General features: G+C 69.9%; 12 protein-coding genes and 1 pseudogene. 7 read left to right on the forward strand and 6 right to left on the reverse strand.

Annotated elements, in window-relative coordinates; translation table 11 throughout:
* Positions 1-440, reverse strand: a 440-nt coding sequence (locus EAO75_RS32755) for a hypothetical protein (protein ID WP_147998801.1), incomplete at its 3' end; no start/stop codon positions are given.
* Positions 441-460: 20 nt separating this feature from the next.
* Entirely contained in the window at positions 461-967 is a 507-nt protein-coding gene (locus tag EAO75_RS32760; protein WP_147998802.1) for a SigE family RNA polymerase sigma factor, read from the reverse strand.
* 337 nt (positions 968-1,304) lie between these two features.
* On the opposite strand from EAO75_RS32760, the gene EAO75_RS32765 reads away from it, so the two are divergent.
* Positions 1,305-2,813, forward strand: coding sequence for an endonuclease/exonuclease/phosphatase family protein (locus tag EAO75_RS32765; protein WP_187284673.1), 1,509 nt, complete (start codon positions 1,305-1,307; stop codon positions 2,811-2,813).
* Between the two features lie 74 nt (positions 2,814-2,887).
* Here EAO75_RS32765 and EAO75_RS32770 read toward each other — a convergent pair whose 3' ends face one another.
* Positions 2,888-4,246 (reverse strand): ABC transporter substrate-binding protein, encoded by a 1,359-nt coding sequence (locus EAO75_RS32770; protein ID WP_261989513.1) that lies wholly within the window; start codon positions 4,244-4,246, stop codon positions 2,888-2,890.
* A gap of 7 nt (positions 4,247-4,253) precedes the next feature.
* On the reverse strand, positions 4,254-5,084 hold the full coding sequence (locus tag EAO75_RS32775) for a DUF4239 domain-containing protein (RefSeq protein WP_187284674.1): 831 nt from the start codon (positions 5,082-5,084) through the stop codon (positions 4,254-4,256).
* A 280-nt stretch (positions 5,085-5,364) separates the two neighbouring features.
* Between EAO75_RS32775 and EAO75_RS32780 the strand changes: the two genes are divergently transcribed.
* Together EAO75_RS32780 and EAO75_RS32785 are read left to right on the forward strand one after the other, a co-directional pair.
* Positions 5,365-6,105, forward strand: coding sequence for a VOC family protein (locus EAO75_RS32780; RefSeq protein ID WP_147998805.1), 741 nt, complete (start codon positions 5,365-5,367; stop codon positions 6,103-6,105).
* Positions 6,106-6,335: 230 nt separating this feature from the next.
* Positions 6,336-7,274 (forward strand): MerR family transcriptional regulator, encoded by a 939-nt coding sequence (locus tag EAO75_RS32785; protein WP_147998806.1) that lies wholly within the window; start codon positions 6,336-6,338, stop codon positions 7,272-7,274.
* Between the two features lie 100 nt (positions 7,275-7,374).
* Here the strand turns inward: EAO75_RS32785 and EAO75_RS32790 are convergent, their stop codons facing one another.
* A complete protein-coding gene (locus EAO75_RS32790; protein ID WP_187284675.1) occupies positions 7,375-8,133 on the reverse strand; it encodes a DeoR/GlpR family DNA-binding transcription regulator in 759 nt (252 codons plus the stop codon).
* A 48-nt stretch (positions 8,134-8,181) separates the two neighbouring features.
* Here EAO75_RS32790 and EAO75_RS32795 point away from each other — a divergent pair, with 48 nt between their 5' ends.
* Together EAO75_RS32795 and EAO75_RS32800 are read left to right on the forward strand one after the other, a co-directional pair.
* A complete protein-coding gene (locus EAO75_RS32795) occupies positions 8,182-8,565 on the forward strand; it encodes a DUF4406 domain-containing protein (protein ID WP_187284676.1) in 384 nt (127 codons plus the stop codon).
* Positions 8,562-9,230 (forward strand): annotated as a pseudogene (locus EAO75_RS32800) (NUDIX domain-containing protein); the annotation flags it as partial. The gene EAO75_RS32795 and the pseudogene EAO75_RS32800, both read left to right, overlap by 4 nt.
* Before the next feature lie 489 nt (positions 9,231-9,719).
* On the opposite strand, the gene EAO75_RS32805 reads toward EAO75_RS32800, so the two are convergent.
* The gene (locus EAO75_RS32805) at positions 9,720-10,103 is read right to left on the reverse strand and encodes a nuclear transport factor 2 family protein (protein ID WP_147998807.1); all 384 of its coding nucleotides are present in this window, start codon (positions 10,101-10,103) and stop codon (positions 9,720-9,722) included.
* Positions 10,104-10,191: 88 nt separating this feature from the next.
* Between EAO75_RS32805 and EAO75_RS32810 the strand changes: the two genes are divergently transcribed.
* A complete protein-coding gene (locus EAO75_RS32810) occupies positions 10,192-10,980 on the forward strand; it encodes a helix-turn-helix transcriptional regulator (RefSeq protein ID WP_147998816.1) in 789 nt (262 codons plus the stop codon).
* Between the two features lie 109 nt (positions 10,981-11,089).
* Positions 11,090-12,009, forward strand: a 920-nt coding sequence (locus EAO75_RS32815; RefSeq protein ID WP_187284677.1) for a serine/threonine-protein kinase, incomplete at its 3' end; no start/stop codon positions are given.

Consider the following 12,009-nt stretch of genomic DNA (forward strand, 5'->3'; position numbering starts at 1 on the left):
GTCGTGGTGTTCACCGGCGGTGAGGCCGTCTCGGTGGTGCCGGTCGGCGGCGGAGAGGTGGCCCCGGTCGTGGCGCTCTCGGTCGCGGGAGGCGGGGACGTGGTCGTGGCGGCGCCGCCGTCCGCCGTGGAGGGCGGCGCGCTCGGCGAGTGCGTCGAGTTCAGCGTGGGCGAGGGGCCCGGCTCGGAGCTGGTGGMGCTGGTTGCGGGCTCGGGGCGGGGGGAACTGGGCTCGACGTGTTCGGCGCCCTCGGGCCGCAGCAGGAGCACGAGCCCGATGGCGGCGACCGCGAGGACGGAGCCCGCGGCGTTCCGGGCGGCGCGCAGCCGGCGCCGAGACCGTACGCCCCCACGCAGCCGTTCCTGCTGCCGGACTTCGTAAGGGGTGTGCTCCTCCGTGGACCGCATCATCAGGGCGAGCTGCCGCTCGAAGTGATCCATCTCAAGGTCCTCCATATGGCTCACCCCACCGGCTCGTTGACGTCGGCCAGGATCTGCCGCAACCGCGCCACACCCCGGGCGGCATGCGAACGGGCGGTGCCCACCGGGCATCCCAGCGCTTCGGCGACCTGCCGGTCCGGCAGGTCCTGGTAGTAGCGCAGCACCACGGCGGCCCGCTGCCGTGCCGTGAGCTGCGCGAGGGCGGCCTCGAGACGGGACCGCTCGGCGACGGTGGCGGACACATCGCCGGTGACGGCCATGTCGGGCACCTGCTCGACGGGGCGCTCGCCCCACCAGCGCCGCCGCGCCGACCGCGCGGCGGCCCGCGCCATCACCTTGCGCACATACGGCTCGGGCGCCTCCTCGCCGACCTTCGCCCACACGAACCACAACTTGACCAAGGACTCCTGCAACAGGTCCTCGGCCCGATGTCGATCCCCTCCGGTGAGCAGCCGCGCGAGATGGAACAAGCCCGACCAGCGGGCCGCCACAAACTCATCGAACTCACCGGCCCGAGCCCGCTCCATTCACACGCCCCTGTTGTCGCCGGTTCCCTACACCTTGGAAAAGGCTGTGGAGCGGGCGGAACGCTGCGCTTGGAGCGTGTGATGTGGGACACATGGGCTGGGGCACATGGGCGGGGAGGCGGCGAGCAGCGCCACCTTGGAGGCATACCCGGGCCGGCCCGTCGCGAGTGCGCAGCACGAGGGACGGAGTTTGGGGAGTACAGGGAAATCGAGACAGAGAGATGCTCACTTGTTCAGACAAGTTGGCTCGGTTTGGGCGGGAAGTCGACTGGAGGCCACCGGAATTCCACCTCCGAAGGCCACCGTGGGCGCCCATCCCTCTCCCCAAGGAGCGCCCATGCGCAGACTCCTGGCACTTGTGATGGCTCTCGCAGCCGCCTTGCTGTTCATCAGACCCGCCCAGGCCGCCGCGCCGTCCGGCACGCTCAACGTGACCTCGGCGACCGTCACGGCGGGCTCGCCCGTCTCGTTCAGCTACACGACAACGTCGAGCAACGCCAAGAACTGGGTCGGTCTCTACTCCGATCCGGGGAACGGGCCGGTCAACCAGACCTATGTCGGGCCCTCGACCAAGTGGGTGTACACGCCCGGGACGAGCGGCACGAGTTCGCTGTCGACCACCGGACTGACCCCCGGCAACTACGTCCTGTACTACCTCCACAACGACGGCTACACCTGGCTCGCGCAGCCTGTCTCGTTCAAGGTGGTGGACACTGCCGCGCCGTCGTGGGTGTCCACCGCGTTCCCGCTGCGCAACGGCAAGGTCTCTGCCCCCTACAGCGCGACGGTCGCCGGTCTCGTGCGGGGCAACACGACCGGGCTTACGTTCAGCAAGACCTCCGGCCCGGCGTGGGCGTCCGTGTCTTCGGCGGGTGTGGTGTCCGGGACGCCCACAGCGGCGGGAACCGTGACCGTCGGGGTGCGGGCTTCCAACTCCGCCGGGAACACCACTGACGCCACCGTGACGATCCGAGTCCAGTCCGGTGTGCTCGTCCCGCAGCTCAGGGCACTGACCTGGAACCTGTGGCACGGCGGCACGATGGTGAACGGCGGGCTCGACAAGGAACTGAAGTTCCTGCTCGACAAGGACGTCGACGTCGTCGGCGTGCAGGAGAACAGCGCAACGGCCGCCCAGCAGATCGCCTCCGCGCTCGGCTGGAGCTACTACCAGAACAGCGACCAGGCGGTCATCAGCCGATACCCGATCACCGCGACCACGCCCACGGTCGCCGGCTCGGCCGTTGCCGCCACCATCGACCTCGGTTCCCGGTCGCTGCGGCTGTGGAGCGCCCACCTCGGCTACACCCCGTACGGGCCGTACGACGCCTGCTTCGGCCACCTCACCGTGCAGCAGCTGAAGGACCGCGAAGCGTCCTCGGGCCGGACCGGTGAGATCACCTCCATCGTCTCAGCGATGAACGGCGACCTCGCGGCCTCGGCGTCGACTCCGGTGCTGTTGGTCGGCGACTTCAACGCCGCCTCCCACCTCGACTGGACCGCGGCCAACAGCCGTTGCGGCTACGGTGCCGTCCCGTGGCCCACCTCGGTCGCCGTGCAGAACGCGGGTCTCACCGACTCCTACCGTCAGGCCCACCCGAACCCCGCCACCGACCCCGGCGCGACCTGGTCCCCGGTCTACAAGACCTTCACCGGCGGCTACGGCTACGACAGCCACGCCGGTGAGCCCGAGCCGCAGGACCGGATCGACTTCATCCACTACAAGGGCCCGCTGACCGTCCTGTCGTCCGAGACGCTCTGGACCGGAAACCCGTCCCAGACCAACCCTGCCGACAACCTCTGGACCTCCGACCACGCCGCCGTACTGACCGTGTTCAAGGTCGGCTGACACTCCCCCACCGGCCCCGGCCTCCCACCCGGGAGGCCGGGGCCCACCCCTCCTTGCCGGACAACCAACTGCCGCTAGTCCCGGTATCCGCCGCCTTCAACCACATCCCGCGCGAACAACTGCGACTTCGCCAGCGCCTCATCAACCGTCTGCCGGCCGGCGATCGCGGCGGAGATCTCCGCGGACACCCGGTTGCCGAGGCCCGCGTACTCCGGGATGCCGACGTACGAGATGCCGGTCCACCGCTGCTCATGCATGCCAGGGCGCTTGAGGTTCACCGCGGCGAGCGCGTCCAGGGTCGGTTCGACGAAGGCCTGCGCGGACTTCCGGTACTGCGGCAGACGGTAGGTGGACAGGCGGCTGCCGGGTGGCACGCGTACCCAGCCGAGCCTCTCGCCGTAGCGCCTGAGATAGCCCTTGGACGTTGCCCAGGCGACGAACTCCCATGCGTCCCGCGGGTTCTTGGCGGTGACCGGGATGGCCAGTGACCAGGCCCACAGCCAGCCCGAGCTCGCCGTGCGCACCACCGGCGCGGCGGCGTAGCCGATCCTGCCGGCGACCTTGCTGTGCCTCGGGTCCTCCAGATTGCCGGCGAGGGCCGTGCTGTCGTACCACATGGCCGCCCTGCCCTGCTGCATCGTCGCCAGGCAGTCGGCGGGCCCGCTCTCGGAGGCGCGGGGCTGGCCGTGGCGGCGGACCAGGTCGACGTAGAACCGCACCGCCTTCCTCGTCTCCGGCGAGGTGAGCCGCGGGTTCCAGTGCTCGTCGTACCAGCGGCCGCCGAAGGTCAGGATCACCGTGTTCAGCGGCATGAGGAGGTTCCCCCAGCCGGGGCCGCCGCGCAGGCAGATCCCGGCGACGCCGCTGCCGGGGTCGTGGAGTTGCGCCGCCAGCCGGGCGACCTGCTGCCAGGTCGGGTGCGCCGGCATGGTCAGGCCGGCCTTCGCGAAGAGGTCCTCGCGGTACATGAGGAAGGACGACTCACCGTAGTACGGCACCGCGTACTGGCGGCCGTTGTACGACAGCGCCTTGCGTACGGTCGGGATGAAGTCCCGTATGTCGTAGTCGCCTCGGGCCGCGTGGGTGTCGAGGCGGGTCAGCCATCCCCGCGATGCCCAGATCGGTGCCTCGTAGGGGCCGATGGCGACGACGTCGTAGTGGCCGACCTCGGAGGCGATGTCCCTCGGCACCCGGGCCCGCAGCGTGTTCTCCGGCAGGAACACGAGGTTCACCTTTGTGTCCGGGTGATCCTTCTCGAAGTCGTCGACGAGTTCGTCGATGGTGCGCATGAAGTCGACGGCGGCCACCGTGACCGTGGTGCCGTCCTCGTCCGCGGAGTCCCCTGTGCAGGCGGCCGGGCCGAGCGCGAGCGAGGCGAGCAGGGCTCCCGACAGCGCCATCCGGGTCAGTCGCCCACCGCGCCTGTTCGGCATCAGTACCTCACTGCGGGAGTTGCTCCGAGTTCGCGAACGACACGTAGTCGGACACGTTCAGAAGACAGCCCGGGACCCGGTCCGCCGTCGACTCTCCGAAGTAGGTGGACACCTGCTTCTGGCCCTCGGCGGGCGCCCCCATTCCCTTCGTGAGCGCGACCTGCCAGGGCTTGGGCGGGATCGAGTTGCTGTCCTGGAGGGGGTAGTCCAGCGCGACGATCAGGGACAGGAAGACGCCGATGAAGAGCGACAGGAGGCCGGTGATGGCCATGTGGTCGATCAGTCTGACGCCGACGAGGCCCCAGGTCGCCGCGAGGGTCACAGCCGCGCCGAGAAATAGGACCGTGTAGAGGACGGGCAGCAGACCGATCTCCACCTCGCCCTGCCGTTCACGACGAAGGTTGTTGTACTCGTTGAAGGCTTGGAGGGTGACCGACTGGGCATTGGATTCCTGGTCATTCTGCGGCTTGTAGAACATCAGCGACTCGAACACCGCGTCCAGTCTCCCCTGGTCCTCCTCGATCTCTCCCTGTTTCTGCTTCGGCCACACGTCGTCGATGACGTTCTCGGCGTAATTGCGTACCTGCGACTGGAGTCTGCATCGGCGGCTGTTGGGAAATGACTGAGCCGCGCGATAGACCGTGGTGAGCTGTGAGGCTTCCTGATTGACCAGCCTCTTCACCTCCACGTAGTGGTCGTAGGCGCCGACCGCCACCAGCCCGACCAGCAGGGCGTAGAAGACGCCGACGACCTCGACGAGGAAGGTGACGCGCTCGTCGTGGTCGGAATCGTCGTCGAAGTGCCGCCGAAACCAGGGGCGCGCGAGAAGACCGCTCAATCCGAATGCAAGAAATCCGAAAGCCAACACCAGGGCCTGGGCCCAGGCCGGGACATGCAGGAATCCGCCAGGCACGGCAGAGAGATGCCCAGGCGTAGCTGTGGCTACGCCGCGAAAAGGGTCGCGCTGACCGATGGGGGGCGATCCGGCGACGTCAACGCCGAATTCTACGAACGGACTTACGACACACGAACTGCGTCAGCAGGAGTGGGCCCGCGCGACCGCGCCGGGAAACCCTGTCGCGGAGGTCGCTGCACTGCGGGTGCATAGGATCGTGGGCATGGCGCTGCGACCGGTTCAGGTGAACATGAAGGCTGTTGACGGGTTGGCGGTCGGCCGGTTCTGGGCGGAGGCGCTCGGCTGGAGTGCCTACAGCCCTGGCGTGACCACGTACGTCGGGCCCGTCGGCGGCATTGTCTGGCCGGACCCGGTCGTCGTCGGCATTGACGTCGTTCCCGTCCCGGAACCCAAGACGACGACCAAGAACCGTGTGCACCTCGATCTCGCCACCACCTCTGCTGCCCATCAGGCGGAGTTGGTCGCGCGTCTGAAGGCCTTCGGTGCCACGCCCGTCGACGTGGGGCAGGGCGACGTGCCATGGACGGTCCTCGCCGACCCGGAGGGCAACGAGTTCTGCGTGCTGGAGCCTCGGGAGGTCTACCGGGACACCGGGCCGATCGCCGCGGTGGTCGTCGACTGCGCGGATCCGCGGGCCATGGCCCGGTTCTGGGGTGAGGCGACGGACTGGGCCCTGCACGAGGTGAGCGACGAACATGCGGTGTTGCGCTCCGCCAAGCGTGTCGGCCCGTATCTGGAGTTCCTCCGCACGCCCGACGTGAAGACGGTGCCGGATCGCGTCCATCTTGACCTGCTGCCGTACCCCGGTGACGACAAAGCAGCGGAGGTGGACCGGCTGCGGGCCCTGGGCGCCACCGACCTCGACCTCGGCCAGGGCGACGTCCCGTGGACGTGCCTGACCGACCCGGAGGGCCACGAGTTCTGCGTCCTCGCCGTGTCCTGACGCGGAGCCCGACGGGCCCGTGCCCTCCCTCGGTGACGCTATGTGGTGGTGGGCCATCGCCCGCTGGAGGCTGTGTCCTGGTCTCCCCCGTGGCCGCCGGCTGCTGTCGCCACGATCCGGCCAGGCCTGAGGCGTTCGCGCACCTCCAGAAGCAGCGAGCCAACAGCAGGGCGTGAAGACGCGGGGCGCGGACTTGAGTCTCCTGCAGGGGGAGACAGGAAGGTGGGCTCATGGACGGCGGCACCCTCTACTCGATCGGTGAACTGGCCCAGCGCACCGGGCTGACAGTCAAGACGATCCGGTTCTACTCCGATCGCGGCATCGTGGCGCCTGCCGACCGCACCCACGCCGGCTACCGGCGCTACGCCCCGGATGCCGTCGCCCGCCTTGCGCTCGTGCGGACACTGCGGGGACTGGGACTCGGTCTCGACGTGATCCGGCGGGTCGTGGACCAGGAACTCACGCTCAGCGAAGTCGCCGCGGAGCATGCCGCCGCACTGGACGTGGAGATCAGCATCCTGCGTCTGCGACGGGCGGTGCTGACGGCCGCCGCCCAACGCGAGCCCACCCCCGAGGAGATGGAACTCATGCACCAGCTGGCCACCCTGTCCGAAGCCGAACGCCGACGCTTGATCGACGACTTCCTCGACACCGTCTTCGGTGGCCTCCACACCGGCTCCCTCTATGCCGCAGCCCGGCGCTCCATGACACCCGAGCTCCCCGACAACCCAACGGACCAGCAGGTCAGGGCATGGGTGGAGCTGGCGGAACTGACGCTGGACCCGGACTTCCGCGCCAGTGTGCGGCGCCTGACCGAGGACCATGCGGCCCACCTGCCCGTCGGCTCCCCCACACCACCGCGCCCGGACACCATCGCCGTCGCCCGTGATCTCGTGGGACCAGCTGTGGCGTGCGGCATCACCCCGGATTCGCCGCAGGCCGATCCTGTCGTCGCGGCGCTCACCGCTCACTGCGCGCAGGCCCATGGCTGTCCCGATGACGCCGAACCGCACTGCCGGCTGCTGGACCGGCTGGAAGCCGCGAGCGATCCGCGCAGGGATCAGTACTTCCAGCTGCTCGCGCTGATCAACGATTGGCCGGCACCGGAACGCCTCGCCCCGCTGATCGACTGGTCCGTCACAGCCCTGCGGATACGGGCAGCTCGGTGACGCAACAGCCTCACGCCGCCGCGCAGCAGGACGTAGCGCTCAAAGCCACTGCCGCCACGCACCCTCGGCCGATGAACGAGTTCGCCGCACCAGTCAGCAATCAGCCCGCCTCCAGGACCTCGACACCGAGCGCCGTGAGCTGCTCGACGACGGCGTTGTGCGGMTCGGCGTCGGTGATCAGGCCGCTGACCTTGTCCCAAGGCAGGACGCGGAACCGCGACGCCGTGCCGATCTTCTCGGACGATGCGAGGACGTAGGTGTCCGCGGCCCGCGCAGCCAGCGCGCGCTTCATCGCGGCCTCCTCGGCGTCGCCTGTGGTCAGTCCCGCCTCTGGGTGCACGCCGGTGACGCCGAGGAGACAAAGGTCGGCGGAGACGTTCTGCGCCGCCTCGACCGCGGCCGCACCGCAGGCGACCGCGGAGTGCTTGAAGATGCGACCGCCGAGGAGGAAGAGCTCGACCTGCGGGTGGTCGAGCAGGGCGGCGGCGATCGTCGGACTGTGGGTGATCACGGTGCAGGCCAGGTCCTGCGGGAGCGCGTGGGCGACGGCCAGGGCAGTCGTGCCGCCGTCGAGGATCAGCGTGCCGCCCGGCCGGACCAGCCCGGCGGCCACCGAGGCAACCTTCCGTTTGCCGTCGGGCGCCACGGTCTGCCGGGCGGCGTAGTCCGCCACGGCCGGAGAGACAGGCAGCGCGCCGCCGTAGACCCGCTGGCACAGTCCCTCGGCCGCGAGCTCGCGTAGGTCGCGTCGCACGCTGTCCTCGGAGATCCCCAGTTCGGCCGCGACGTCCTTGGCGACGATCTTGCCCTGGTGGGCGAGCAGACCGAGCAGGTGGTCACGGCGTTCAGCAGCCAGCATCCGCACTCTCTCCTGTTCTTGCACGTTTCTGCATGTATCGTAACGCCTGTGACCGACAAGCCCATGCTCATCCTGATCGCGGGGCCCTACCGCTCCGGCACCGACGGCTCCCCCGAGGCCATGGCCGCCAACCTCGCCCGCCTCGAAGCGGCCGCCTGGCCGGTCTTCGCCGCCGGCCACCTCCCGGTGATCGGGGAGTGGATCGCCCTGCCCGTCCTGCACTCAGCCGGTGCCGGCCCCACCGACCCCCTCGCCGATCAGGTGCTCTACCCGACCGCCGACCGCCTCCTCGCCCACTGCGACGCCGTGCTGCGCCTGCCCGGCGACTCCGCCGGCGCCGACCAGGACGTCGCCACCGCCCGCCGCCGCGGCCTGCCCGTCTACCACGACGTGGCCGAGATCCCCCGCCGCATCCCACAGGAGACCGCGTGACCGGCCGCCCCGGCATCGACGCCCCCGACCATCGCGGCCGCACAGGCCTCGACCGGGCCGGACATGGCCTGTCCCGTAACCCCGACGTCGTGGTTCGCGACGTCGAGCTCACGTCCCAGGGCTGGCATGTGCTGCGCCGCACCACCTTCGACTACCGCCGTCGCGACGGGCGTTGGGAGACCCAGCAGCGCGAGACCTACGACCGCGGCAACGGCGCCGTCGTCCTGCCGTACGACACCGGACGCGGTTGTGTCCTGCTCACCCGTCAGTTCCGCTACCCGGCCTACGTCAACGACCACCCCGACGGCATGCTCGTCGAAGCGGCTGCGGGGCTGCTCGACACGGACGACCCGCCGACCGCCATCCGACGTGAGAGCGCTGAGGAACTCGGCGTCACGCTCGGCCCGCTCACCCATGTCCTCGATGCCTACATGAGCCCCGGATCCGTCACCGAACGCCTCCACTTCTTCGCCGCCCCCTACACCCCGGCCGACCGGACCGGGACCGGCGGCGGACTCGAGGAGGACGGCGAGGACATCGAGGTCCTCGAACTGCCCTTCGGGGAGGCCCTTGCCATGACCCGTGACGGCCGCATCGCCGACGGCAAGACCATCCTGCTGCTGCAATGGGCAGCCCTGGACGGCCCCTTCGCCCCCACCGCGGGCYGCCGCRGACAACGCCGCCCCCCACCCACGGACGATCTCGTCGATCAGAAAGCCGGATCGGGGAGAGTGCCGGGAGCCGTCACACCGGGTTCACAGGTAGTCGTCGTACGGCGAGCGGCGCCGGTCGGCGCCCGTGCCGGCGGCAGGCGCGGGGCCTGGGGCCTGCCGTACCGGGAGTGGGGAGTGGACAGGCGTCGGCGGCGCCGCCATCCTCCGTCTCGTCGCAGTCGGCCGCCGCGACGTGCCGGCCGGCCGCATGTGCGAGAACACCGGACCCGCCTCCCGAGAGCGGCGCTGCGAGCGGTGTCGCGCAGGCCGTCGAGGGCGTCTTGCCCCACAGTTGCGCCAGCCGTTCCTGCTCGCGCCTCTTCGCGCGCGGGCGGCTTCGTCGGCTTGCCCTGGGCGGCGGTGTCGGCGGCCGCCGCGGGCTGGGCCGATGCGACTCCCGGCAGCAGCACGGGAGTCGGCGTCAACACGACGGCTGTCCGGTCAGTTCTCAGCAGGCTCCCACCACACCAGATTGGCGGCTGCCTGAGCCGCCGGCTCGAGGATCTCCCACGCCTCGGCGATCAGCCCGTCGTCGAACCGCCAGATGTCGACGCCCGCGATCTCCAGCCCCGCGCTGGGAAGCCGGCGCAGCGAGTGCATCACGACGTAATTGTCGCCGGACAGCAGGTGTTGGACGTCGACGCGCATGTCAGCGAGCGGCGACGCGCGTACAGCGGCGWGCCATTCCGTCTTGGTGCGCGAGGTCGAATCCGGCCTGTGATGGACGAAGTCCTCGCTCAGCGCCGCCTCAAGCGCATCGACCTCGCCCGTCGCGACCAGTTCAGCCAGCACCCGTTGGACGGTGCTCATGTTCTCTGTCGTCATGAGGGCAGTGTTTCTGCCGCCTGCGATGGCTGTCGATGAACTCGGATTTCATGGCGCACGGCTCTACGAGGACATAGCCTCGACGACCATGTACACGGTCGGGGAGCTGTTGCGGCAATGGCGGCAGCGCCGACGGCTCAGCCAACTCGATCTTGCGATCGCCGCCGACGTCTCCGCTCGCCACGTCAGTCTGGTCGAGACCGGCAAGTCCAACCCGAGCGCCGACATGGTCCTCCGGCTCGCCGCGCAGCTCGATGTGCCGTTGCGTGATCGCAACCGGCTCCTGCTCGCCGCCGGGTTCGCACCCCGGTACTCCGAGCGCCCGCTCGACGGTGACGCGATGACGGCAGCCCGGGACGCGCTCGAGAGGGTGCTGACCGCGCACGAGCCGTACCCGGCGCTGGTCTTCGATCGACGATGGAACATCGTGATGACCAATCGGGCTGTCGACCCGTTCTTCGCACACGTTGCTCCCGAACTGCTACGACCGCCGGTCAACCTGGTGCGGCTGGGACTGGACCCGCGCGGGTTCGCCCCGATGGTCGTCAACCTCGCCGACGTGCGTGCGGTGTTCCGCACTCGGATCACACGTCAGCTCGCCACCGCTCCCGACGCCGAGCTCACCGCGCTCTACGAGGAACTTCTGGCGCCGGACCCCGAGGACACGAGCCATCCGATCGAGTCCGAGGTCGTGATCCCCATGATCATTCGCTTCGACGGACGAGAACTGCGGTTGTTCTCGACCATCACCACGTTCGGTACCCCGCTGGACATCACCCTGGACGAGGTAGCGATCGAGTCGTACTACCCGGCTGACCGGGAGAGCGCTGCCTATTTCACCGATTCCGGCGACGGAGGCCAGCGCCGCACCAACTGATATGAATGCATCGCGTACAGGACGGGCCCGCGTGCATCACGGACGGCGCTACGTCTCCCGCACCCACGGTGTCCCGCCCCTGCGGGCCGAGCAGCGCCCGGAGAGGTTCATGAGACGTCTGGATCCCACCGATCCGCCGGCCATCGGCGGCTACCCCCTGTTGGCGAGACTCGGGGCCGGCGGAATGGGGCAGGTGTTTGTCTCCCGCACCGCGTCCGGTCGTCCGCTGGCCCTGAAGACCGTACGGACCGAGTTCGGGCTGGACCCCGGATTCGAGCAGCGGTTCGCCCGCGAGATCGCCAACAGCGACCAGGTGCGCTCCCCGTGGACGGTGTCGGTCGTCGACTACAGCCCCGCGGGGCAACGGCCGCAATGGCTGGCCACGGAGTACGTGGCCGCGCCCTCGCTCGCGGACTGGGTGGAGTCCGACGGCCCGCTGCCCGAGTCCGCCGTCCGAGCTCTGGCGGCCGAACTCGCCGAGGGGCTGCGGGCCGTGCACCGCGCGGGGCTCGCGCACCGCGACGTGAAGCCGTCCAACGTGCTGCTCGCCCGCCGTCACCCGCTGCTCATCGACTTCGGGATCGCCCGGGCCGCGGACGACACCCGGCACACCCGTACCGGGGGTGTCATCGGCTCCCCCGGTTACATGGCGCCGGAGCAGGTCACCGGGGGGATATCGGCCGAGCCCGGCGACATCTTCTCCCTGGGCGCGGTCCTGGTGTACGCCGTCACCGGGAACGGGCCTTTTCTGCGCCCGGGCGAGGAACCGTCCGCCGCACAACTGCTGTACCGCATCGCCCACGAGGAGCCCGTGCTCGACGGCGTACCGCGGACGCTCGCGCCGCTGCTGACCGCCTGCCTGGAGAAGTCACCGCAGGCCCGTCCCACCGCCGACGAGTTGCTGGAGAGGCTCGCCGCGGGTCCCGGCATCTGGACCTCGGCACTGCCGCCGGGGCTGGAGGCGGACATCGCCGCGCGGGAAACCGAGCTGTCGGCACTGCTGGAGCCCTCCGCACCCCTCCCCCCAGA

The sequence above is a fragment of the Streptomyces sp. UW30 genome (genome assembly GCF_008042075.1).
Lineage (GTDB): Bacteria > Actinomycetota > Actinomycetes > Streptomycetales > Streptomycetaceae > Streptomyces.